We start from the raw sequence: 22,460 nt of genomic DNA, 5'->3' as shown, positions 1-22,460 counted from the left end.
GTCCGGGATCGCGGAGAACCGACGGTGCGGCGGCACGAGTGCCGCCGGGGACTGGGGTGGCTGGAGCGCCATGGGGAACCGTCCTCACGAGGAAGTGGAACAGGGACAGCGGTGGCCCGGTGGTGCGTTCCGCGACGCGTGGGCGGAACTGGTGCCCGTGCCCGCCGTCAGTGAGTTGCCCTGGCGGCGTGCGAGGTGTCGGACCCGCTTGTGGTGGGTCCGGGAGGTGCTGCTGACACTCGTGACCGATCGGGATCGGTCACGCAGGAGGGGTGCTTCCTACGCGCGGCCAGCCGTGCTGCTGGTGACCGGATCGGAGTCGGTGACGGCCGCCGGAGCGTCGTCGTCGGACTCTGACCAGGTGTCGTCCGAGTCTACCCCGGACTTCGAGCGGGGCTCGCGACCGGGCAGGTACGGGCTCGGCTCCTTGCCGAGGTGCCGCTTGGACTGGACGAGGAAGATGATGATGCCCAGCAGGATCGCCGCGAAGGACATCCACACGTTCGTCCGGATGCCGAAGAACGTCTCGCTCGTGTCGACGCGGATGGACTCGAGGACCGAGCGACCGATGCCGTACCAGATCAGGTAGAGCGACAGGACCTTGCCCCACTGCAGGCGGAACTTCTTGTCGAGCAGCAGGATCACGACGACGCCGACGACGTTCCAGATGATCTCGTAGAGGAACGTCGGGTGGAAGAGCGTGCCCTCGGGCAGGCCCTTCGGGAACGCCGCGTTCGACGACTCGATCTGCAGGCCCCACGGCAGGCTGGTCGGCATGCCGAAGAGCTCGTGGTTGAAGTAGTTGCCGAGGCGACCGAACGCCTGGGCGAGCAGCACGCCCGGCACGACGGCGTCGATGAACGCGGTGAACCGCAGGCCGACCTGGCGACAGCCGATGTAGGCGCCGATCGAACCGAGGATGAGCGCGCCGAAGATGGCGAGGCCGCCCTCCCAGATGTAGAGGAAGGACAGCGGGTCGCGCCCGGGGCCGAAGTAGTCGCTGACGTGCGTGAACACGTGGAACAGGCGACCGCCGATGATCCCGGCGGGGACGGCCCAGATCGCGATGTCGATGATGATCCAGCGCTCGACGCCGCGCGCGTTGAGCCGGCGGTTCGCGAGGATGACGGCGGCGACGATGCCGAGCAGGATGCAGATCGCGTAGGCGTGGATGCGGAAGTCGAGCGGCAGCGACCAACCGAACGCGTCGCGCAGCCAGGCGGTCAGGTCGAAGTACTGCCACGCGGTGCTCGGGCTCGGGATGCTCAGGAGGGGCATGGAGGTGCTGTCGCCTTTCGGTGCTGGCTGGGCGCGGTGCCGACGTGCCGTCGGCCCCGCTCACTGTAGCGCGGGAGGTGCGTGCGTCAGGAACCGAGGGGCCGGTCCTGTGGAAACTGTGACCGACGGGAGGCACGGTGCGGGCGGGACGCGTCGCCCACCCGCACCGCGGTGCGGGGCGGACGCGTCGCTCACCCGCGCCGCGGTGCAGGTGGGCCGACGGGGTCGCCGGCACCGCGCCTCCTGGACGTCAGCGGCGCTGCGCGCCCGAGGTGAGGTCGGCTGCCCGGTCGGCCACGCCCTGCACGCCGAGGTCCGCCAGGGCCCGGACGAAGGCGGAGCCGATGATGGCGCCGTCGGCGTACTCGAGGACCTCGCCGACCTGCTCCGCCGTCGAGATGCCGAGACCGACGCACGTGCGCTCGACCCCGGCGTCGCGGAGCCGTGACACGACGGTGCGGGCTGCGACGTCGACGCCCTCGCGCGCGCCGGTGACGCCCATCGTGGAGACGGCGTAGACGAACCCGCGGCTGGACCGGACCGCCTGCTGCATGCGGGTGTCCGACGAGGACGGGGCCGCGAGGAACACCCGGTCCAGGCCGGTGCGCTCCGACTCGCGGATCCACTCGGCGCCCTCGTCGGGGATGAGGTCCGGCGTGATGAGCCCGGCGGCACCCGCGGCGACGAGGTCGTCGGCGAACCGCTCGACGCCGTACCGGAGCACCGGGTTCCAGTAGGTCATAACGAGCACGGGCACGTTCGCCCGCTCGGTGATCTGGTGCACGGCGTCGAAGACCTGCGCGACGCGGAAGCCGTTCGCCAGGCTCTCCTCTGCCGCCCGCTGGATGACCGGGCCGTCCATCACCGGGTCGGAGTACGGCAGGCCGAGCTCGATGACGTCGACGCCGTTCTCGGCCAGGGCCACGGCGGCGTCGACGCTCGTCTGCACGTCGGGGTAGCCGGCGGGCAGGTAGCCGACGACGGCCCCCGCGCGCTCGACGTTGGCGGTGTCGATCGTCGTCGCGACCGTCTGGTTCGTGGTCACAGCTGCACCGCGTTCTCGTCGAGGATGCCGAAGTAGCGACTGGCGGACGCGACGTCCTTGTCACCCCGGCCGGACAGGTTGACGAGGATGACGCCCTCTGGGCCGAGTTCCTTGCCGAGCTTGATCGCCCCGGCGAGGGCGTGCGACGACTCGATCGCCGGCAGGATGCCCTCGGTGCGGCTCAGCAGGCGGAAGGCCTCCATCGCCTCGTCGTCGGTGATCGGCTCGTACTTCGCACGCCCGATCGAGGCGAGGTAGGCGTGCTCCGGCCCGACGCTCGGGTAGTCGAGCCCGGCGGAGATGCTGTGGCTCTCGATCGTCTGGCCGTCCTCGTCCTGCATGAGGTAGGACTTCGTGCCCTGGAGGACGCCCTCGCGACCGAGCGTGATGCTCGCGGCGTGCCGACCGGTCTCGACGCCGTCGCCACCGGCCTCGAAGCCGTGCAGCGCGACGGACTCGTCGTCGAGGAAGGCCTCGAAGATGCCCATGGCGTTCGAGCCGCCGCCGACGCACGCGGCGACCGCGTCGGGCAGGCGTCCGACCCGGTCGAGGACCTGCTGGCGGGCCTCTTCGCCGATGACCTTGTGGAACTCGCGCACCATCTCGGGGAACGGGTGCGGGCCGGCGACGGTGCCGAGTAGGTAGTGCGTGGAATCGACGTTGGCGACCCAGTCGCGCAGGGCGTCGTTGATGGCGTCCTTCAGCGTGCGGGAGCCGGTCTCGACCGGGATCACCTCGGCACCGAGCAGGCGCATCCGGGCGACGTTCAACGCCTGACGCTCGGTGTCGACGGCGCCCATGTAGACGACGCAGTCCATGCCGAACAGCGCCGCCGCGGTGGCCGTCGCCACGCCGTGCTGGCCGGCGCCGGTCTCGGCGATGAGGCGCGTCTTGCCGAGCCGCTTCGCCACGAGGGCCTGACCGAGCACGTTGTTGATCTTGTGCGAGCCGGTGTGGTTGAGGTCCTCGCGCTTGAGGATGATCCGGGCACCGCCGGCGTGCTTGGCGAACCGGGGCACCTCGGTGATGATCGAGGGCCGCCCGGTGTAGTCGCGCTGGAGCGTGTCGAGCTCGTCGCGGAAGGCCGGGTCCGCCCAGGCCTCGCGGAACGCCGCTTCGAGTTCGTCGAGCGCGAGGACGAGCGACTCGGGGACGAACCGCCCGCCGAAGTCGCCGAAGTACGGTCCGTGCAGGTCGCGGAGTGAGGTCACGATGGGTCTCCCGGGACACGCCCGGCGAACCGGGCTGGGATGGATGCTGTCGTCGGTCAGTCGCGGTCGGCGGCTGCGATGAACGACGCGAGTGTGGCAGCGGGGTCGTCGCCCGTCACGAGCGCCTCCCCCACCAGGACGACGTCGGCGCCGGCGGCACGGTAGTGCGCGACGTCGGCCGGACCGGCGACCGCGGACTCGGCGACGCGCACGACCCCGTCGGGGATCCGGTCGGCGAGCGATCCGAACAGGTCGCGGTCGAGCGAGAAGTCGGTCAGGTCGCGGGCGTTCACCCCGAGGATCCGCGCTCCGGCGTCGAGCCCGCGTGCGACCTCGTCCGCCGAGTGCGCCTCGACCAGGACGCGCATGCCGAGTTCTTCCGCCAGGGTGTGGAGCTCGACCAGCTGCTGCTGCTCGAGCGCCGCCACGATGAGCAGGACGACGTCGGCACCGGACGCCCGGGCCTCGATCACCTGGTACGGGTCGGCGATGAAGTCCTTGCGGAGGACGGGGACGCCCACCCGGGCCCTGACCGCTTCGAGGTCGGCGAGGCTGCCGAGGAACTTGCGCCCCTCGGTCAGGACGCTGATCGTCGAGGCACCGCCGCGCTCGTAGTCGGCGGCGAGGGACGCGGGGTCCTCGATCGGAGCCATGGACCCGCGGGACGGGCTGGCACGCTTGACCTCGGCGAGGATCTTCACCCGGTCGCCGGGGGCCAGGAACGTGAGGGCGTCGAGCGGGGACGCGACGCGGTCCAGGTCGCGTTCGACGTCCGCGTACGGACGGTCGACGCGACGGGCCGCGGCGTCCTCGAGCGCGCCCGCGACGAGGGTCTCGAGCACGTTCGGCATGCTGGACCTACTCGGAGTGGTGCTTGGGGACGAACTTCGGGCCGTCGACGCCGTAGCCCGCCTTCTTCATGACGCCACCGACGATGAGGCCGATGAGCACCACGCCGGCGGAGGCCCAGACGCCCCACGGCTGGTCGAACCAGAAGAACAGCGTGCCGGCCGCGAATCCGATCAACATGATCACGACGGCGGTCCAGGCTGCCGGCGAGTGGCCTTCGCCGAGTTCTGCGGGCTCAGTGTTGCTCACGGTGCTCCTCGTTCTGCTTCGACGCCGTCGTTCGACCGGCGTCCGTTCGATCCTACCGTGTCGTCCGAGGCCGCTCCGGCAGCGTCCGCGCTCGCGTCGTCGGGGCCCGCGGCTGCGCTGTCGGGGCCAGCGACCGCGTCCGAGGTCGGGTCGACACCGGCGCTCAGGTCGTCCCAGTCGACGACGGCGTCACGCTCGACCGGCGCCACCGCACGGGCATCCGCCGCCGCACCCGCGGTGGCCGCACCGTACTTCCGGCTCGGCCCCGGCCAGGACCGCTGCACGAGGAGCACGACGACCCCGAGAGCCATCGCGAGCACGCCGCCGACGATGCCGACGACCGGCCACGCCGACACGTCCACGCTCGACACGGCCCGGCGGACGGCGGACAAGTCCGCGACGCCCGCGACCTCGCCCACGGCACCCTTCGCTGCGGCGACCGGGTCGGCCAGGGCGGTGATGCCGGACACCACCACGCCGACGCCGAGCAGGATCTCGACGGCGGCGAGCACGATCCGGACGACCCGACCGGCGATGGTCATCGCCAGGAAGAGCGCGAGGCTCGCGATCGCCAGGGCGGTGTACTGCGGGACCGCGGCCGCACCGTCGGCGTCCACCTTCGCGGCGACGGCAGCGCCCGCGTGGAGGTGGACCGTGAACCAGGTCTGCGTCCACGAGAGCATGATGATGCCCGCGACGGCGAGGCCGGCGACGACGACGAGCGGCCGGGAGCGGCGGGCCGTCACGAGTGCACCCCGCGCATCCGGTTGGCGGTCGCGATGGCCCGCAGCGGTGCCGCGGCCTTGTTCACGGCCTCGATGTGCTCGGTCTCGGGGTCGGAGTCGGCCACGAGCCCGGCCCCGGCCTGCACGCGTGCCACACCGTCCTTGATGAGGGCGCTGCGGATCGCGATCGCGAGGTCAGCGTCGCCGGCGAAGTCGAAGTACCCGACCACGCCCGCGTAGGCCCCACGCTTCGCGGGTTCGAGCTCGTCGATGATCTCGAGCGCCCGCGGCTTCGGCGCCCCGGAGAGGGTGCCGGCCGGGAAGGTCGCACGGAACACGTCGATCGCCGAGGCCCCGGGCCGCACGGCGCCCTCGACGCTCGACACCAGGTGCATGATGTGGCTGAACCGCTCGACCGTCATGAACTCGGTAACGGCGACCGTGCCCGGCTCGCAGACCTTCTGCAGGTCGTTGCGCGCCAGGTCGACGAGCATGAGGTGCTCGGCGCGCTCCTTCGGGTCCTCGAGCAGGTCCTCGCCGAGACGGACGTCCGCCTCGGGTGTGGCGCCGCGCGGACGCGACCCGGCGATCGGGTGGGTGATCGCCCGGCCGTCCTGCACCTTGACCAGGGCCTCGGGCGAGGCACCGACGATCCAGAAGCGCTCGTCGGCGGTGTCCGCCAGCGACAGGAAGTACATGTACGGGCTCGGATTGAGCGTCCGCAGCACGCGGTAGACGTCGAGGGGATCCGCGGTGACCTCGTGGTCGAACCGCTGCGAGATGACGACCTGGAAGACGTCCCCGTCGCGGATGAAGTCCTTCGATCGCTCGACGGCCGCCATGTAGTCCGCGGGGGTGGACCGGTGGGTCGGGGTCGGCTCGGCGATGTCGAACGCCTCGGCGACGGTCGCGGCGGAGGGCTGCACGAGGTCGGCCTGCATCCGGTCGAGCCGCGCCTGGGCGTCCGCCCACAGTGCCTCGGCGTCGTCGACACCGTCGTTCAGCACGCTGGCGACGAGCAGGACGAGCCCGGTGCGGTGGTCGAGCGCGGCGAGCTCGGACACGAACGCGAGAGCCTGCCCCGGCACGTCGAAGTCGGCCGGCGGCACGTTCGGCAGGTGCTCGAGCTGACGGACGGCCTCCCAGCCGATGAACCCGACGGTGCCACCGACGAGCGGCGGGGTGCCGGGGATCCGCGGGGTCGCCCAGCGCTCGTGCAGCCGCGCCAGGACCTCGAGCGGCTCGCCGTCGAGCGAGTCGACGGCGCGGGACGCCGGGATGCCGGTGTCGATCCACGCGGCACGGTCGCCGTCCTGGGTGAGCACGCCGAAGCTGCGCACCCCGACGAAGGACCAGCGCGACCAGAGGCCGCCCTGCCCGGCGGACTCGAGCAGGAAGGTACCGGGCCGGCCGTCGGCGAGCTTCCGGTAGACACCGACCGGCGTCTCGCTGTCGGCGTAGAGCGCGCGCACGACGGGGACGACTCGGTGGGCGTCGAGCAGGGCGTCGAACTCCGGACGGGAGGTCGTGTGCGGCGTGTCGGAGAGCGTCGCGGTGCTCATCGGGTCTCCTCCACGGCCCCACCGGCGACAGCGGACGGCGCACCGGCGAGGTCGGACGCGGCACCGTCGGGCGCGGACGCCGTCACGGGCTCGAGGGGGTCGACGTCGAAGCAGCGGTGCGCGCCGGTGTGGCACGCGGCGCCGACCTGCTCGACGGTCACGAGGAGCGTGTCCGCGTCGCAGTCGAACGCCGCCCCGCGCACGTACTGCGCGTGCCCGGAGGTGTCGCCCTTGCGCCAGTACTCGTTCCGGGACCGCGACCAGAAGGTCACCCGTCCCTCGGTCAGGGTGCGGCGGAGGGCTTCTCGGTCCATGTAGCCGAGCATGAGGACGTCCTTCGACGATTCCTCTTGCACGATGGCGGGGAGCAGCCCGTCCGCACCGAACCGCGCGCGGTCGAGGACCGCGTCCGTGCTGGTGCTGGTGCTGTCGGTCATGAGACTCCTAGCCTACGGCGGCGGGTCAGCGGACGGCGTGCCCGGTCGCGCGCAGCGCGGCCTTCACGTCACCGATGGTCATCTCGCCGCGGTGGAAGACGCTGGCGGCGAGGACGGCATCCGCGCCCGCCTCGATCGCGGGGGCGAAGTGCTCGAGCCGACCCGCGCCTCCCGAAGCGATGACCGGGACCGACGCGACCGCGCGCACCGCTGCCACGAGCTCGACGTCGAACCCGTTCTTCGTGCCGTCCGCGTCGATCGAGTTGACGAGGAGCTCCCCCGCGCCGCGCTCGACGGCCTCGCGCGCCCAGGCGAGCGCGTCGAGGTCGGACTCGGTCCGACCGCCGTGGGTCGTCACGACGAAGCCCGACGGCATCCGGTCGGACCGCTTGATGTCCAGGGAGAGCACGACGGCCTGCGCGCCGAACCGGTCCGCGATCTCGCCGACGAGGTCCGGACGCGCGATCGCGGCGCTGTTCACGCCGATCTTGTCCGCACCGCACTGCTGCAGTCGCGACACGTCGTCGACGCTCCGGACGCCGCCACCGACGGTGAGCGGGATGAACACCTGCTCGGCCGTGCGCGTCACCGTGTCGTACATCGTCGCGCGGTTCTCGACCGTGGCACCCACGTCGAGGAAGGTCAGCTCGTCCGCGCCCTGCTCGTAGTAGCGCGCGGCGAGCTCGACCGGGTCACCGGCGTCCTGCAGGTCCAGGAAGTTGACGCCCTTGACGACCCGGCCGCCCTTGACGTCCAGGCAGGGGATGACCCGGACGGCGGCCCCGCCCGCGCGTGCCGGCGGCACGGCACCGGAGCCGGTCACCCCGGTCACAGTCGTGCGGCGTGGATCGGGCTGACGAGGATGGCGCGCGCGCCGAGGTCGTACAGCGCGTCCATGATGAGGTTCGCGTCGTCGCGCGGGATCATCACGCGGACGGCCGACCAGTCGCGACCGTGCAGCGGCGAGACCGTCGGCGACTCGATGCCCGACGCCACCGCGGTCGCCTGCTCGAGGAGCCCGGTGGGGATGTCGTAGTCGAGCATCACGTAGCCGCGCGCGACGAGCACGCCCTGCAGTCGGCGCCGCAGGACGTCGATGCCGGGGATCGTCTCGTCGGTGGAGATGAGGAGCGCGGTCGACTCGAGGATGACCGGCCCGAAGATCTCGAGCCCGGCCGCCCGGAGCGTGCTGCCCGTCGAGACCACGTCAGCCACGGCGTCGGCGACACCGAGGCGCACGGCGCTCTCGACCGCGCCGTCGAGCTTCACGAGCGTCGCGGTGACGCCGTGCTTCGCGAGGAACTCCCCCACGAGCCCGGGGTAGCTCGTCGCCACCCGCACACCGTCGAGGTCCTGCAGCGTGCTGAACCGGCCGGGCGTACCGGCGAACCGGAACGTCGAGTCGGCGAACCCGAGCGCGTCGACCTCGTGCGCAGCGGAGCCGGAGTCGAGCAGCAGGTCGCGGCCGGTGATGCCGACGTCGAGCGCGCCGGAACCCACGTACGTGGCGATGTCGCGCGGGCGGAGGAAGAAGAACTCGACGCCGTTGCGCTCGTCGAGCAGGTGGAGCGCCTTCGGGTCGCGACGGCCGGCGTACCCGGCCTCGCGCAGCATGTCGGACGCGGTCTCGGACAGGGAGCCCTTGTTGGGCACGGCGATGCGGAGCATCAGGGGGTCTGCTTTCTGGTGGAGGGTCGGCGGCTGATCAGCGGATCAGAGATGTCGCCAGACGTCCGCCGGGGTGAGCCCCTTCGCCACCATGAGCACCTGCAGGTGGTACACGAGCTGCGAGATCTCCTCCGAGGTGCGCTCGTCGCCCTCGTACTCGGCCGCCATCCAGACCTCGGCCGCTTCTTCCACGATCTTCTTGCCGATCTGGTGCACGCCGGCGTCGAGTTCGGCGACGGTGCCGGAGCCCTCGGGGCGCGTGCGCGCCTTCTCGGTGAGCTCCTGGAACAGGTCGTCGAACGTCTTCACGCGCACCAGGCTACCGTCCCCCACTGACACGACCGACGTACCGTCCGGACGGGAGGCGCGGCTCGTGTCCGCCGCGCCCGTCACCTCGGGCACCGGTCCGGTCACGAGCGTGCTGCCGCGGCCGCCTCGCGCAGGTCCGCGATGCGCGCGGCCGGCTCGCCGCCGTAGACCGCAGAGCCCGCCACGAGGGTGTCGGCACCGCTGCGGACCGCCTCGGGCACCGTGTCGACCGCGATCCCGCCGTCGACCTCGAGCCAGACGTCGAGCCCCGAGGCGTCGACCGCCGCACGGGCGTCGGCGAGCTTCGGCATCACCGAGCGCATGAACGCCTGGCCGCCGAACCCGGGCTCGACCGTCATGAGCAGGATCATGTCGTAGGCGTCGAGGTGGTGGAGCACCTGGGTGATCGGGGTGCCGGGCTTCACCGCGACGGCTGCCCGGGCGCCGTTCGAGCGGATCGCCGCGGCGGTCGCCACCGGGTCGTCGGCGGCCTCGAAGTGGAAGGTCACGCTCGACGCACCCGTCTCGGCGTACTTCGGCGCCTCGGTGTCGGCGTTCGTGATCATGAGGTGGACGTCGAGCGGCACCGGGGAGACCTCCTGCAGGCGCTGCACGATCGGCAGGCCCAGCGTGAGGTTCGGCACGAAGTGGTTGTCCATCACGTCGACGTGCACCAGGTCGGCGGTCTCGATGCGGTGGAGCTCGCGTTCGAGGTTCGCGAAGTCGGCGGACAGGATGCTCGGCGAGATGCGGATCGTCACCCGTCGAGCCTACCGGGGTGCGTCCGTCAGCCCGCTCCGCACCGGCCTCAGCTCGCGCCGACCGCGCGGGAGCCGAGGTCCGAGCGGAGCATCGTCTCCAGCGCCGCGTCCACCAGCCGCTCCCCCTCGGCGCGGTCGATCCGACGCGAGACCACGAGCGCGGCGATCCCCTGCATGGTGGCGGCGAACAGGAGCTTGAACAGGTGCCGGGAGTCGCCGTCGCCGCCGTCCGCCAGCGCGCTCCCCATCGCGCCGTCGAGCACGGCGAACAGCGACGAGGCGGCGGCCTGCACCGACTCGGCCCGGGTGGTCGTCTTCGCCTGGAACATCAGGTCCATCAGCGCGGCGTCGTCGATCGCGAAGTCGACGTACGCGAGGGCGACCCGGCGGAAGCGGTCGTCCAGGTCACCGGCCCCGGCCAGCGCTCGGCGCACCGCGGCGGCCAGCCGGTCGAAGCCGAGCTCGGCCACGGCGTCGAGGAGCGCCTGGCGATCGACGAAGTGGCTCCGTGGCGCTCCGTGGCTCACACCGGCACGGCGCGCGAGGTCACGCAGGGACAGCCCGTCGACACCGTCCTCACGCAGGACCGTCACGGCCTCGTCGAGCAGGACGGCGCGGAGGTTCCCGTGGTGGAAGGGACGATCCGGCATGGCTCCACCCTACACCGCGACTAGGCATTGCCTATTTTCTAGTCAGTGCCTAGATTGGGACCATGACACCGCAACAGCACCTGCTCGTCTTCGGCGCGACGGGCCAGACCGGCCAGCACTTCACGCAGTTCGCCCTCGACGCCGGACACCGGGTGCGCGCCGTCGCCCGCACGCCGGCCAAGCTCACGATCCAGCACGGCGACCTCGAGGTCGTACCGGGCTCCGTCCCCGACGACCTCGACCTCGACGCACTGCTGGACGGTGTGACCGCCGTCGTCGTGATGCTCGGGGACGTCGACGCGCAGCGTGACCGTCTGGTCAACACGCCCTTCGTCCGGGCGCTCGTGCCGGCGATGCGTCGGAGCGGTGCCACCCGCCTGCTCTACCAGGCGGGCGGGTTGAGCGCGCCTCCCGGCCGGCGGCTCGCACCGGTGCTGCGGCTCGTGCGGGCGACGCTCGCCCGCGCGTACCGCGGTCAGCACGCCGACAACGAGGCGGTGATGCGCTACCTCGACGCCGAGGCGCGGGACATCGCCTGGACGGTGCACCGGGCCGGCATCGGCTCGGACGGGCCCGCGAAGGGCGAGCTCCGCCGCTCGGCGCGGTGGATCAGCATCGCGACCTTCCGCGACTGCGCCGCGTACAACCTGCGGGCGCTGTTCGACGAGGACGCCGTGCACACCTGCGACGGGAGCGCGTACCGCCGGTCACGCTGAGCAGAGGGCAGCCTCCGGAGCGGACGAGCCTGGACGGCGCGGGTACCGTGGGGTCGCTGGCACGAGTTGAGGCCCGCTCACCACCTCAGGAACGGAAACAGAATGCGGCTTCCCGCCCGCGCGGCAACCTTCGGCGTTGCGCTGCTCGTCACCTCCGTCGCGATCGCGGCCACCAGTCCGGCGACGGCCGCCTCACCTCCGACGCAGGGCGGAGCCGTGCTCCAGATCCTCTCGCCGTGGTATCAGGACAGAGGGACACCGCAGTTCGCCGACGGGGAGGACGTCGACCTCCGGACCGCCGACACCAGTCGTGGGATCGATGCCAGAGCGACGCTGTCGAGTACCAGCAGCGCGACGTTCACGCTCACGCCGCCCACGGGCAAGCCCCTCACGACCGGCGTCTACCGCCTCGTCGGACAGCAGTCGATCGACACGATCCCGACGCTCCAGATCAACGGCGCGGACGTGTTCGGGGAGTTCGACATCATCGATCTCGCGTCGGACCCGGCAGATGGTCGGATCACTCGGTTCGACGCGGTCGCGCCGGGGATCGGCGAGTTCCGCTTCGGCGAGGACGCACCAGGGTCGGTGGTCCTCGGTGCGCGCAACCTGGTGTTCCAGAAGGCGTACGTGGGGGCACGGAGGACGAGTCAGGTCGAGACGGTACACAACACCGGCAGCGCACCCGTCACACTCGGCAAACCCACGGTGACCGGCCCGGAAGCCACGTCCTTCGCCGCGAGCGGCAGCACCTGCGGGACGACGCTCGCGGCGGGAGCCACGTGCGCCTTCTCTGTCGACTTCAAGCCGAAGGCCTCCGGACCCGCGTCGGCTTCGCTCCACGTGCCGATCGGGGGCACGAGCCAACGAGTCGCTCTGACAGGTTCGGCCTTCTCGGGGAAGACTGCGATCACGTCGTCGGGCAAGGACAGCGTGGACAAGGGCAAGACCACGACCGAGACCTCCACCTCCAGTGCGATGTCCGTTCGGGAGAGCGCGCAGGCATGGTTCTTCAGCGCGCAGGACCTGGGCGGCAAGGGAGAGATCATCGGTGTCCGACTGCAGAGTCCCGGCCTCAAGTCCTTCCCGCGAGGCACACGAGCCACCACGACCGGTGGACCGTACAAGATCGTCACGACGGTGCGTGGCCTCGGATGTGACACCACCGGCACCATGACGGTCAAGCAGTTCCTCCTCGACCCCGTCACGGGACTGCCCGACACCGTCGACATGTCGTTCACGCAGTACTGCTTCGACAAGCTCGCGCAGCGGGGGTCGTTGCAGTGGCAGGCGCGTCCCGACGTCGCAGCTCCGGGCGCGCCGACCGCTGTACGGGTGTCGGCCACCTCGACGTCCGTGCAGTGGAAACCCTCCCCGTCCAGCGACGCGGTGAGGACGGTCGCCCGACTCGTCCAGGGCGACGGCACCGGCGCGACGCCGCAGAGCGGTGTCCCGCTCGACGTCACCGGCACGTCCGCCACGCTGCCGACTGTGCCGACCGGGCAGCGGTACACGGTGGCAGTCTTCGCCGTGGACGCAGCTGGAAACGTCAGCTCGGCAGGCACAGCCGGGTTCGGCACGACTCCCGTGACCGTCATGACCCCCAGTAGCCCGACGATCACCGGGATCGAACCCGGACCGGGGTCGGTCACCGTGTCCTTCTCGCCTCCCGCGAGCGACGGTGGCTTGCCGATCACCGGCTACGAAGTCTCCACCGGGTCGTTCACCGCCACGGGCTCGGAGAGTCCCATCACCCTGACCGGTCTGCCGCGGAACAACTACCAAGTGCGGGTGAACGCGGTCAACGCAGCTGGGAAAGGCCTCGCCTCGGCGAGTTCCGCGTCCTTCTGGCCCGAGGGGTGACTGCTTCGAACAGGTTTCATGCCTGAGCGAAGCGGTCAGGCGACGCGCCGGAACAGCGCGATGAACATCGCGTCCGTCCCGATCCGGTGCGGCCAGAGCTGCACCGTGTCCCCGTCGGCCGCCCGAGGGTCCCGCGCGGCCACGGACCGCACGACGGAAGCGGTGTCGAGCTGCTCGAGCTCGCCACCGTGCCGAGCCATCAGCGCGTCGACCTGTCCGCGGGTCTCCGCCAGGTGCGGCGAGCACGTCACGTACGCCAGGGTCCCGCCCGGTGCGAGCACCCGCACGGCGGCGTCGAGCAGTTCGGCCTGCAGCGCGGCGAGCTCGGGGACGTCCTCGGGCTGCTTGCGCCACCGGGCCTCCGGACGACGCCGGAGCGCTCCGAGTCCGGTGCACGGCGCGTCGAGCAGGATCCGGTCGAACGTCACCCCGGCGCCGTCGCGACCGAAGCGCCGACCGTCGCCCTCGACCACGGTCACGCCGTCGCCGGAACCCGCGAGGGCCTTTCGCACGAGTCCGGCACGCGCCGGCACGAGTTCGTTCGCCACGAGGGTCGCCCCGCCCTGTGCGGCCTCGGCCGCGAGGAGCGCCGCCTTGCCACCGGGCCCGGCGCAGAGGTCGAGCCACCGCTCCCCCGGCCGGATCGCCGACGACCGGCTGAGCGCCAGTGCCGCGAGCTGGGAGCCCTCGTCCTGCACGCGGAGCCGTCCGGCGGTGACGCCCGGCACGCGGGCGGGGTCGCCGGAGATCCCGCGGATGCCGACGGGCGAGACCGGCAAGTCCGCCTCGGGGTCCGTGAGCGGTTCGGGAGGCGCGACCTGCGTCTCGTCGTCGGCGTCCGTCTCGTGTTCGGTCGCGGTCGCGGCGTGGGCCCGCGCAGCGGCGACGTCCTCGTCGGTGGCCAGCCCGGGCAGCGCGGCGAGCTGAACCCGGGGCGCGGCGTTGTCGGCCGCCAGGAGCGCGGCGAGCTCGTCCCGCGAGCGTTCGGCAGCGAGGGCGTCCCGCAGCGCGGACACCACCCACGTGGGGTGCGACCACCGGGTGGCGAGCAGTGCGTCCCCACCGCGGCCCTCGGTGATGAGCGCGTCCCACTCGTCGTCGGTGCGTGCGGCGACCTTGCGCAGCACGGCGTTGACGAAGCCGGTGGCGCGGCGGGCACCGACCTCGCGGGCGAGCTCGACCGTGGCGTCGACGGCGGCGTGCGTCGGGGTGCGCATCCCGAGCAGCTGGTGGGCGCCGAGCCGGAGGACGTCGAGCACGTCGGACTCGACGTTGTCGATGCGACGGCCGGAGGCGAGGGCGATGATCGCGTCGTACCGGCCGAGCATCCGGATCGACCCGTAGGTCAGCTCGGTGGCGAACCCGGCGTCGCGCGCGGAGAGCCCGGCGCGGCGGATCCGGGTCGGGAGCAGGAGGTTGGCGTAGGCGTCGTCGACCTGCACCGCCCGCAGCACGTCGAAGGCGACACGGCGGGCACTCGTCTGCCGCGGTCCGTGGTGCCGGCGCTGCCCGGTGCTCGCGGCGCTCACGCCAGGACCTTCCCGTCGAGGGAGCCGAGGCCCCGGGCCCAGGCGGCGGCGTCCATCGCCTTCTTGCCGGCGGGTTGCACCTCGGTGAGCACGAGCGGGTCGTCGGCGGTTCCGACGAGCAGCCGACCGCCCTGGACGCTGAGCGCACCGGGGGCGAGCGACGGGGCGGGGTCTGCTGCGCCTCCTGGCAGTCGGGTGCTGCGGAGCAGCTTGACGCGGGTCTCGCCGAGGTGGGCGTACGCGCCGGGCTCGGGCGTGACGCCGCGCAGGCGTGCGTGCACGACGGTGGCCGGTGCGGCGAAGTCGATGCGACCGTCGTCGATGGTCAGCTTCGGGGCGAGGGTGGGCTCGCCGGTCTGCTCCACGGCGACCGCGGTGCCCGCGGCGATGTCGTCGACGACGCGGACGACGGTCTCGGCGCCGGTCTCGGCCATCGCGGCGAGGACCTCGCCGGAGGTCGCCTCGGGGTCGATGTCGAACGGGTCGCTCGCGTACACCGGACCGGCGTCGAGCGCCTCGACGAGCTGGAACACCGTCGCGGCGGTGCGGGTGTCGCCGGCCATCACCGCGCGCTGGACGGGGGCGGCGCCGCGGTACTGCGGCAGGTCCGAGAAGTGCAGGTTCACCCAGCCGAGCCGCGGGGCGTCGAGCGCCGGGCGTCGGAGCAGGGCGCCGTACGCGACGATGACGCCGAGGTCGACCCCGAGCTCGGCGATGCGGTCGGTGACCTCGTCGTCGACCCGGGACGCCTCGATCACCGGGAGGCCGAGCTCCTGTGCGACCTGGGCGACGGGGGTCGGGGTGAGGACGCGCTTCCGGCCCTGCGGGGTCGCCGGACGGGTGAGCACCGCGGCGATCTCGTGCTCGGACGCCGCGAGGCGGCGGAGGGTGGGGACGGCCGCAGCGGGGCTGCCGGCGACGACGAGACGCATGGGTTCGATCCTCCCATGTCCGCAGCCGCCGGACGTGCCGTACCGCGGACCGGTACGTTCTGCGGCACGGCTCACCAGGAGGTCCCATGTCCGACGTCACCACGTCCACCAACCGCTACGCGGGCTCGAGCATCCAGGCGATCGCACTCGTCGTCGGGATCGTCTTCCTGCTCGTCGGGATCGCCGGGTTCGTCCCCGGGCTGACGACGGGCGACCTCGGCGGGGCGGGGCACGGCTCGATGGCGATGCTGCTCGGACTGTTCCAGGTGTCGGTGCTCCACAACGTCGTGCACCTGCTGTTCGGGGTCGCCGGACTGCTCGCGGCGCGGTACGCCACCGGGTCCCGCATGTACCTCGTGATCGGTGGCGTCGTCTACTTCGTGCTGTGGGTGTACGGGCTGTTCACCGCCGGACACGACTTCGGGGCGAACTTCGTGCCGCTGAACTGGGCGGACAACTGGCTGCACCTGGTGCTGGCGATCGGGATGGTGGCGCTCGGCGTGGTCTTCCCGCGCGAGCGCCACACCGCCGTCACCGCGGGCTGACCGCGTCGCCGACCGGACCCGCGGCCGCTCGCGCCGCGGCCGCTCGGGCCTCGGTGAAGGCCGTCACGCACCGCCGGACCTGCTCCTCGGTGTGCGCCGCCGAGAGCTGCACCCGGATCCGTGCCCGGCCCTTCGGGACCACCGGGTAGCTGAACGCCGTCACGTAGATCCCGCGTGCCTGCATCTCGTCGGCGATCCGTGCGGTCAGGGCCGCGTCGTGGAACATCACCGGGACGATCGGGTGCTCCCCCGGCAACAGCTCGAACCCGGCGTCGGTCATGAGCGACCGGAAGCGCCCCGCGTTCGCCCGCAGCCGCTCGCGCGCGTCGTCCGACCGCTCGATGAGGTCGAGCGCTGCGACCGTCCCCGCGGCGATCACCGGCGCGAGCGAGTTCGAGAACAGGTACGGACGGGACCGCTGCCGCAGCAGGTCCACGATCTCCCGCCGGCTGGCGACGTACCCGCCGCTCGCACCCCCGAGTGCCTTGCCGAACGTGCCCGTGTACACGTCGACCCGGTCCGCGACGCCGCACAGCTCGGGCGTCCCCCGGCCGTGCTCGCCGACGAACCCGACGGCGTGCGAGTCGTCGACGATGACGAGGGCGTCGTACCGGTCCGCGAGGTCGCAGATCTCGGCGAGCGGGGCGATCGAGCCGTCCATCGAGAAGACGCCGTCGGTGACGATCGCGCGGAACCGGGCGTCCCCGGCGGCGACGAGCTGCGCCTCGAGGTCCTGCACGTCGCGGTTGCGGTACCGGTACCGCTGCGCCTTCGACAGCCGCACGCCGTCGATGATCGAGGCGTGGTTCAGCTCGTCCGAGATGATCGCGTCCTCCGGCCCGAGGAGCACCTCGAACAGGCCGCCGTTCGCGTCGAAGCACGACGAGTACAGGATCGTGGCCTCGGTGCCGAGGAACGCCGACACGCGACGCTCGAGGTCGAGGTGGAGGTCCTGCGTGCCGCAGATGAACCGGACGCTCGCCATGCCGTAGCCCCACCGGTCGAGGGCGTCCTTCGCCGCGTCGACGAGATCGCTGGAGTCGGCCAGCCCGAGGTAGTTGTTCGCGCAGAAGTTCAGCAGCGGAGCACCGTCCGCCTCGATCGCCGCACGCTGCGGACCGGCGATGCCGCGCTCCCGCTTCGTGAGCCCGGCAGCCTCGATGCCCGCCAGCTCGGCCGTCAGGTGGTCCTTGATCGCGCCGTACATCAGATCTCCGTCCAGTCGATGACGACCTTGCCGCCGTCCGCGCTCGCCGCCGCGGCGAACGCTGCCTCCCAGTCACGCGCCGCGAAGCGCCCCGAGACGATCGAGGCGATGCGGTCGCGCAGCACCTCGCTCGTCTGCAGCATCGAGCTCATGGTCTGCCACGTCTCGAACATCTCGCGGCCGTAGATCCCCTTGACCGTGAGCATGTGCGTCACGACCTTGCCCCAGTCGACCGCGATCTCGCCGGTCGGGAGTCCGAGCATGGCGATCCGCCCGCCGTGGTTCATGTTGTCGACCATCGCCGGGAGGGCGGTCGGGGCGCCGGACATCTCGAAGCCGACGTCGAACCCCTCGCGCATACCGAGCTGCTCTTGCGCCGCCCGGATCGGGTCACCGGCGGCACCGACGTCGACGCCGAGGTCGGCGCCCATCGCCTCGGCCATCCGCAGTCGGTTCGCGCTGACGTCCGTGCCGACCACGAATCGGGCACCGGCGTGCCGAGCGACCGCGATCGCCATGAGGCCGATCGGCCCGCACCCGGTGACGAGCACGTCCTCGCCGACGACGGGGGACGCGAGCGCCGTGTGGACCGCGTTGCCGAGCGGGTCGAACAGGGCGCCGACCTCGGGGTCGACGTCGGCGTGGTGCACCCACACGTTCGCGCCGGGCAGCGTCAGGTACTCCGCGAAGGCGCCGTCCCGCTGCACGCCGAGGCCCTTCGTGCGGATGCACATCTGGCGTCGGCCGGCCCGGCAGTTCCGGCACGTGCCGCACACGATGTGGCCTTCGCCGGAGACCCGGTCCCCCACCGCGACGTCGCGCACGGCGGAGCCGACCTCGACCACCTCGCCGAAGAACTCGTGTCCGGGGACCAGCGGGGCCGTGACCGCTGAGGCCGCCCAGTCGTCCCACCGCCGGATGTGCAGGTCGGTCCCGCAGATCCCGGTGCGGAGGACCCGGATGAGGACCTCGTCCTCCGTCGGGACCGGTACCGGCCGCTCGGTCATGATCAGTCCCGGAGCAGCGTCCGGCTTGTACAGCGCCCTCATCGGCGTCATCCGCGTCACCTCGTCGTGCGTGATGTGTGTCGTCGGCGGCTCGTGACCGCCGTCGTCCACCCTGGCACAGGTCACGCAAGTGGGCCGTGCATGTCGCATGCACGGCGTGGACACGGTCGCGTGCGCGGCCAGTGCGTGCGCATGCGTCGACAGAACACCCGTCGATCGACGGGCGGAACGTCGGAACATGCGCACGCAGACGGTGCGTGCGCATGCGTCGACAGAACACACGTCGATCGACGGGCGGAACGTCGGAACATGCGCGCGCGGGCAACGCGCGGCACGCGGCAGGCGCCCTGGAGGCACGGCGCGGGTCCGACGCGACGGCCCGCGCCCGGCAGCGCGCGGCCGGCCGGTCAGACCTCGCTGAAGGGCTCCGCGTCGTCGAGCCGCACCCGGAGCGCCGGCGCCGCCCGACGTCGGTTCCCCCCGGGCAGCACCCGCCGCGTGGACGCACGCCGGATCACCTCGGCCTTGAGGGTCGCCGCCACCTCGGCACCGTGCGCGTACGGGAAGCGCACGATCGCACGGACGGTGCCCGGGAGCGCGTCGTCCTCGACCGGCACCGGACCGAGCACGGCGCCGACCGTGAGACCGTCGAGCGCCTCGACCGCGGCCGTCACCGCCTCGTCCGTGCCGGTCAGCGTCGCGACCCGCACGGCCGGTGGGAAGTGCAGCTCACGGCGGTCGGCGAGCTCGTCGTGCGCCGGACCGTCGAGCCGCCACAGCGCCATGGCCGTCGCGAGCTTCCCGCCGATGCCCACGAGGTACGCCTCGGCGCCCGGGGCTCCCTTGGCGGCGGCGTTCGTCCAGAAGCGCAGCACGTCCTCCTGCACGCGGAGCCCCTCACGCGCGAGCATGCGCTCCCCGTCGAGCAGGAGCACGCACGCGTACCCGCCCGGGACGCTCGGCTCGGCTCCGCGGGTGGCGACCACGACCGAGGGGCGCGCCGGGACCTCGTCGAGCGGACGGGAGCCGTCGGCCACCACGATGCGCGTGCCCGGGAACGCCCGGCCGAGCTCGTCCGCGGTGCGCTGCGCCCCCTGCCCGACCGGCTTCACCGTGCCGTTGCCGCACGTCGGGCAGCGGAACCCGACCGCCAGCGCGCCGCAGAACCGGCACTGCGGCGTCGCGCCCCGGTGCGGGCTGCCGAGCGGACCGCCGCAGATCCGGCAGTGCGCGCGCTCACCGCACTCGGCGCAGACGAGCCCGGTGCCGAACCCCGGACTGGCGACCTGCACGAGGACGGCTCCGTGCTGGCTGGCCTCGCGCGCGGCGCGCCACGCCGAGCTCGGGATGCGGGCCTGTGCCGCGTACCCCTCGGCACCGGTCTGCTGGACGGTCGGGATGACCTTGGGTGTCTTCACCCGGTACGGCGTGACCTCCTGCAGCCAGTGCAGCTCGACGAGCCGTTGCACGTCGGTGCTCCGGGCGTGCGACAGGAACAGCAGCGCGGCCCCGGACTGCGCGGCCCGGACGAGGGCGACGTCCCGGGTGTGCACGTAGGGGGCACGCGGCTCGATGAACGAGGCGTCCCCGTCGTCCCACATGGCGATGAGTCCGAGCTCGGTCGCGGGCGCGTACACCGCCGTGCGGTTGCCGATCGCGACGACCGCGTGGGTCCTCGCCTGCAGCAGGGCCTTCGCCCGCTGCCCGTTCGTCTGCTTGGCGTCGAACCGGACGACCCGTTCCGGCGGCAGCACCGCGAGGAGCGCACGCTCGAGGTCGGTGACGTCGCGGAAGTCCGGCACGGCGATCACGGCCGACTGCTCCGCGGCGACCGTGTGCGCGGCCGCCTGGGCGAGCGTGGCCGCCCACCCGGCGACCCAGACCGGCGCGTCGGCTGCACCGAGCGCTGTCGGGTGGGGGACGGCGGCGACCGCAGCGCGACCGTGGTCGGCGACCAGCGCCTCCAGGACGCCGTCGGCGTAGCCGGTGACGGGCGGCGGCTCGACCGCCGGCGGCGACCATGCGGTGTCGCGGGCCAGCCAGGCCTTCTCGGCACGGACCTGGCGCGTCGGCACGGCGAGCCGGAGCACGTCGGACGCGACCCCCGCAGCACGGTCGGCCACGGCGCGCGCGAGCGACCAGATCTCCGGCGCGAGGACCGGCACCGGGGAGACGACCGTCTCGATGGCACTGAGCTCGCCCGGGTACTCACCCTCGGTGACGATCTCGACCACGTAGGCGTCGGACATGCGCGCACCGGTGCGGAGCGGCACCTTGACCCGCACCCCCGGCACGCAGTCGTCCTCGAGCCCGTCCGGCACCCGGTAGTCGAACAGACGGTCCAACTGCGGGAGCGGCGAGTCGAGGACGACGCGCGCGACGGTGGTCACGCCGAGGCCTCAGACGGCAGCGGCGACGAGTCCTGCGGCGGCGCGGAGTTCCTCGACGCGGTCGAGCTGCTCCCAGGTGAACCCGGGGAGCTCGCGGCCGAAGTGCCCGTACGTCGCGGTCTTCGCGTAGACCGGACGGAGCAGGTCGAGGTCGCGGATGATCGCGGCCGGCCGGAGGTCGAAGACCTGCAGGATCGCGGCCTCGATCGTGGCGTCGTCGACGTGTCCGGTGCCGAACGACTCGACGTAGAGCCCGACGGGCTTCGCGCGGCCGATCGCGTAGGCGACCTGCACCTCGAGCCGGTCGGCGAGGCCCGCGGCGACCGCGTTCTTCGCGACCCAGCGCAGCGCGTAGGCGGCCGAGCGGTCGACCTTCGAGGGGTCCTTGCCGCTGAAGGCGCCGCCACCGTGGCGGGAGGCACCGCCGTAGGTGTCGACGATGACCTTGCGTCCGGTGAGGCCGGCGTCGCCCTGGGGGCCGCCGATCTCGAACCGGCCGGTCGGGTTCACGATGACGTCGACGTGCGACGAGTCGAGGTCGACCTGGGCGAGCACCGGACGGATCACGTGCTCGGTCACCGCGGCGGTGAGCTCGTCGAGCGTGACGGACGGCGAGTGCTGCGTGGAGAGCACGACGGTCTCGACGGTCTTCGGCACCACGCCGTCGTACCCGACCGTGACCTGGGTCTTGCCGTCGGGACGCAGGAACGACAGCTCGCCGGACTTGCGGACCGCGGCCAGCCGCTCGGCCAGGCGGTGCGCCAGCCAGATCGCGACCGGCATGTACTCGGGGGTCTCGTTCGTCGCGAAGCCGAACATGATCCCCTGGTCGCCGGCGCCCTGGCGGTCGAGCGGGTCCACGCCGGCGCCGGAGCGCGCGTCGAGGGACTCGTCGACACCCTGGGCGATGTCGGGAGACTGCGCACCGATCGAGACCTCGACGCCGCAGGTGTGGCCGTCGAAGGAGACCTCGGACGAGTTGTAGCCGATGCCCGTGATGACGTCACGGACGAGCTTCGGGATCTCGACGTAGCCCGAGGTCGTGACCTCGCCGGCGACGTGCACGAGTCCGGTGGTGACCATCGTCTCCACCGCGACGCGTGCGTGCGGGTCGACGGTCAACAGCGCGTCGAGGATCGTGTCCGAGATCTGGTCGCAGATCTTGTCGGGGTGCCCCTCCGTCACCGACTCGGACGTGAAGAGGCGCAGGCTGCTACTGGTCACCGCGGTCAGTCGGTGGGCTGCTGCTGCTTGGTGACGGTGAGCTTGTCCTCGTTGATCTCGTGCAGTGCGACGGACAGCGGCTTGTCGTCGATCGTCGAGTCGACCAGCGGGCCGACGTTGTCGAACAGCGAACCCTCGTGCAGGTCGGCGTAGTAGTCGTTGATCTGTCGCGCGCGCTTCGAGGCGAAGATGACGAGCGCGTACTTCGACTCCACCTTGGCGAGCAGGTCGTCGATGGGCGGGTCGATGATGCCCTGGGGGTTGGCCATGGTGTCTCCAGTCGACGGAACGGGGGGACGCCCG

The 22,460-nt window shown here is 72.2% G+C and carries 23 protein-coding genes; 3 read left to right on the top strand and 20 right to left on the bottom strand.

Features of this window, described 5'->3' with window-relative positions:
* Positions 1-279: 279 nt before the first annotated feature.
* The 13 genes from lgt to ACIPKM_RS03270 all read right to left on the bottom strand — a co-directional run bounded on the left by lgt (position 280) and on the right by ACIPKM_RS03270 (position 10,744).
* Positions 280-1,278, bottom strand: coding sequence for a prolipoprotein diacylglyceryl transferase (gene lgt / locus ACIPKM_RS03330; protein ID WP_402736159.1), 999 nt, complete (start codon positions 1,276-1,278; stop codon positions 280-282).
* Positions 1,279-1,528: 250 nt separating this feature from the next.
* The gene (gene trpA / locus ACIPKM_RS03325; protein ID WP_402736158.1) at positions 1,529-2,323 is read right to left on the bottom strand and encodes a tryptophan synthase subunit alpha; all 795 of its coding nucleotides are present in this window, start codon (positions 2,321-2,323) and stop codon (positions 1,529-1,531) included.
* The gene (gene trpB / locus ACIPKM_RS03320) at positions 2,320-3,534 is read right to left on the bottom strand and encodes a tryptophan synthase subunit beta (RefSeq protein ID WP_070416234.1); all 1,215 of its coding nucleotides are present in this window, start codon (positions 3,532-3,534) and stop codon (positions 2,320-2,322) included. Before trpB ends, trpA begins: the two co-directional genes overlap by 4 nt.
* A 56-nt stretch (positions 3,535-3,590) precedes the next feature.
* The gene (gene trpC, locus ACIPKM_RS03315; RefSeq protein ID WP_402736178.1) at positions 3,591-4,376 is read right to left on the bottom strand and encodes an indole-3-glycerol phosphate synthase TrpC; all 786 of its coding nucleotides are present in this window, start codon (positions 4,374-4,376) and stop codon (positions 3,591-3,593) included.
* Between the two features lie 16 nt (positions 4,377-4,392).
* Entirely contained in the window at positions 4,393-4,632 is a 240-nt protein-coding gene (locus tag ACIPKM_RS03310; protein ID WP_070416235.1) for an HGxxPAAW family protein, read from the bottom strand.
* A complete protein-coding gene (locus ACIPKM_RS03305; RefSeq protein WP_402736157.1) occupies positions 4,629-5,378 on the bottom strand; it encodes a Trp biosynthesis-associated membrane protein in 750 nt (249 codons plus the stop codon). The genes ACIPKM_RS03310 and ACIPKM_RS03305 overlap by 4 nt, the downstream gene beginning before the upstream one ends.
* The gene (locus tag ACIPKM_RS03300; RefSeq protein ID WP_071296284.1) at positions 5,375-6,919 is read right to left on the bottom strand and encodes an anthranilate synthase component I; all 1,545 of its coding nucleotides are present in this window, start codon (positions 6,917-6,919) and stop codon (positions 5,375-5,377) included. Before ACIPKM_RS03300 ends, ACIPKM_RS03305 begins: the two co-directional genes overlap by 4 nt.
* A complete protein-coding gene (gene hisI / locus ACIPKM_RS03295) occupies positions 6,916-7,356 on the bottom strand; it encodes a phosphoribosyl-AMP cyclohydrolase (RefSeq protein ID WP_402736156.1) in 441 nt (146 codons plus the stop codon). Before hisI ends, ACIPKM_RS03300 begins: the two co-directional genes overlap by 4 nt.
* A 25-nt stretch (positions 7,357-7,381) precedes the next feature.
* On the bottom strand, positions 7,382-8,179 hold the full coding sequence (hisF, locus tag ACIPKM_RS03290) for an imidazole glycerol phosphate synthase subunit HisF (RefSeq protein WP_402736155.1): 798 nt from the start codon (positions 8,177-8,179) through the stop codon (positions 7,382-7,384).
* 5 nt (positions 8,180-8,184) lie between these two features.
* Positions 8,185-9,024, bottom strand: coding sequence for an ATP phosphoribosyltransferase (gene hisG / locus ACIPKM_RS03285; protein WP_022906699.1), 840 nt, complete (start codon positions 9,022-9,024; stop codon positions 8,185-8,187).
* Positions 9,025-9,069: 45 nt separating this feature from the next.
* The gene (locus ACIPKM_RS03280) at positions 9,070-9,333 is read right to left on the bottom strand and encodes a phosphoribosyl-ATP diphosphatase (RefSeq protein ID WP_031259753.1); all 264 of its coding nucleotides are present in this window, start codon (positions 9,331-9,333) and stop codon (positions 9,070-9,072) included.
* Positions 9,334-9,434: 101 nt separating this feature from the next.
* Complete coding sequence (gene rpe / locus ACIPKM_RS03275) at positions 9,435-10,094, bottom strand: ribulose-phosphate 3-epimerase (RefSeq protein WP_071296283.1); 660 nt, start codon at positions 10,092-10,094, stop codon at positions 9,435-9,437.
* A gap of 47 nt (positions 10,095-10,141) precedes the next feature.
* Entirely contained in the window at positions 10,142-10,744 is a 603-nt protein-coding gene (locus tag ACIPKM_RS03270) for a TetR/AcrR family transcriptional regulator (RefSeq protein ID WP_402736154.1), read from the bottom strand.
* Between the two features lie 62 nt (positions 10,745-10,806).
* Between ACIPKM_RS03270 and ACIPKM_RS03265 the strand changes: the two genes are divergently transcribed.
* On the top strand, positions 10,807-11,460 hold the full coding sequence (locus ACIPKM_RS03265) for an NAD(P)-dependent oxidoreductase (protein WP_402736153.1): 654 nt from the start codon (positions 10,807-10,809) through the stop codon (positions 11,458-11,460).
* A gap of 216 nt (positions 11,461-11,676) precedes the next feature.
* Complete coding sequence (locus ACIPKM_RS03260; RefSeq protein ID WP_402736152.1) at positions 11,677-13,323, top strand: choice-of-anchor D domain-containing protein; 1,647 nt, start codon at positions 11,677-11,679, stop codon at positions 13,321-13,323.
* A 35-nt stretch (positions 13,324-13,358) separates the two neighbouring features.
* Here ACIPKM_RS03260 and ACIPKM_RS03255 read toward each other — a convergent pair whose 3' ends face one another.
* Both ACIPKM_RS03255 and fmt read right to left on the bottom strand, forming a co-directional pair.
* On the bottom strand, positions 13,359-14,852 hold the full coding sequence (locus ACIPKM_RS03255; protein ID WP_402736151.1) for an RsmB/NOP family class I SAM-dependent RNA methyltransferase: 1,494 nt from the start codon (positions 14,850-14,852) through the stop codon (positions 13,359-13,361).
* Positions 14,849-15,784, bottom strand: coding sequence for a methionyl-tRNA formyltransferase (fmt, locus tag ACIPKM_RS03250; protein WP_402736150.1), 936 nt, complete (start codon positions 15,782-15,784; stop codon positions 14,849-14,851). Before fmt ends, ACIPKM_RS03255 begins: the two co-directional genes overlap by 4 nt.
* A gap of 86 nt (positions 15,785-15,870) precedes the next feature.
* Between fmt and ACIPKM_RS03245 the strand changes: the two genes are divergently transcribed.
* A complete protein-coding gene (locus ACIPKM_RS03245) occupies positions 15,871-16,329 on the top strand; it encodes a DUF4383 domain-containing protein (RefSeq protein WP_402736149.1) in 459 nt (152 codons plus the stop codon).
* Here the strand turns inward: ACIPKM_RS03245 and ACIPKM_RS03240 are convergent.
* The 5 genes from ACIPKM_RS03240 to rpoZ all read right to left on the bottom strand — a co-directional run bounded on the left by ACIPKM_RS03240 (position 16,316) and on the right by rpoZ (position 22,426).
* The gene (locus tag ACIPKM_RS03240; protein WP_402736148.1) at positions 16,316-17,536 is read right to left on the bottom strand and encodes a glycine C-acetyltransferase; all 1,221 of its coding nucleotides are present in this window, start codon (positions 17,534-17,536) and stop codon (positions 16,316-16,318) included. The genes ACIPKM_RS03245 and ACIPKM_RS03240 overlap by 14 nt on opposite strands.
* Positions 17,536-18,585: an L-threonine 3-dehydrogenase gene (gene tdh, locus ACIPKM_RS03235; protein WP_070419059.1), complete on the bottom strand. Its 1,050-nt coding sequence runs from the start codon at positions 18,583-18,585 to the stop codon at positions 17,536-17,538. Before tdh ends, ACIPKM_RS03240 begins: the two co-directional genes overlap by 1 nt.
* Before the next feature lie 365 nt (positions 18,586-18,950).
* Complete coding sequence (locus tag ACIPKM_RS03230; RefSeq protein WP_402736147.1) at positions 18,951-20,933, bottom strand: primosomal protein N'; 1,983 nt, start codon at positions 20,931-20,933, stop codon at positions 18,951-18,953.
* Positions 20,934-20,942: 9 nt separating this feature from the next.
* A complete protein-coding gene (metK, locus tag ACIPKM_RS03225) occupies positions 20,943-22,157 on the bottom strand; it encodes a methionine adenosyltransferase (protein ID WP_402736146.1) in 1,215 nt (404 codons plus the stop codon).
* A gap of 5 nt (positions 22,158-22,162) precedes the next feature.
* A complete protein-coding gene (rpoZ, locus tag ACIPKM_RS03220; RefSeq protein ID WP_022906709.1) occupies positions 22,163-22,426 on the bottom strand; it encodes a DNA-directed RNA polymerase subunit omega in 264 nt (87 codons plus the stop codon).
* Positions 22,427-22,460: the final 34 nt, after the last annotated feature.

It is taken from the genome of Curtobacterium sp. NPDC086286 (assembly GCF_044746255.1).
Classification (GTDB): Bacteria; Actinomycetota; Actinomycetes; order Actinomycetales; family Microbacteriaceae; genus Curtobacterium.
This window is presented reverse-complemented; position numbering and strand designations above follow the sequence as displayed.

Bases quoted from the DNA above. Each gene is read 5' to 3' on its own strand.
- lgt (WP_402736159.1), bottom strand. From the start codon at position 1,278: ATGCCCCTCCTGAGCATCCCGAGCCCGAGCACCGCGTGGCAGTACTTC.
- ACIPKM_RS03300 (WP_071296284.1), bottom strand. From the start codon at position 6,919: ATGAGCACCGCGACGCTCTCCGACACGCCGCACACGACCTCCCGTCCG.
- hisI (WP_402736156.1), bottom strand. From the start codon at position 7,356: ATGACCGACAGCACCAGCACCAGCACGGACGCGGTCCTCGACCGCGCG.
- hisG (WP_022906699.1), bottom strand. From the start codon at position 9,024: ATGCTCCGCATCGCCGTGCCCAACAAGGGCTCCCTGTCCGAGACCGCG.
- ACIPKM_RS03270 (WP_402736154.1), bottom strand. From the start codon at position 10,744: ATGCCGGATCGTCCCTTCCACCACGGGAACCTCCGCGCCGTCCTGCTC.
- ACIPKM_RS03265 (WP_402736153.1), top strand. From the start codon at position 10,807: ATGACACCGCAACAGCACCTGCTCGTCTTCGGCGCGACGGGCCAGACC.
- fmt (WP_402736150.1), bottom strand. From the start codon at position 15,784: ATGCGTCTCGTCGTCGCCGGCAGCCCCGCTGCGGCCGTCCCCACCCTC.
- ACIPKM_RS03245 (WP_402736149.1), top strand. From the start codon at position 15,871: ATGTCCGACGTCACCACGTCCACCAACCGCTACGCGGGCTCGAGCATC.
- ACIPKM_RS03240 (WP_402736148.1), bottom strand. From the start codon at position 17,536: ATGTACGGCGCGATCAAGGACCACCTGACGGCCGAGCTGGCGGGCATC.
- tdh (WP_070419059.1), bottom strand. From the start codon at position 18,585: ATGAGGGCGCTGTACAAGCCGGACGCTGCTCCGGGACTGATCATGACC.
- rpoZ (WP_022906709.1), bottom strand. From the start codon at position 22,426: ATGGCCAACCCCCAGGGCATCATCGACCCGCCCATCGACGACCTGCTC.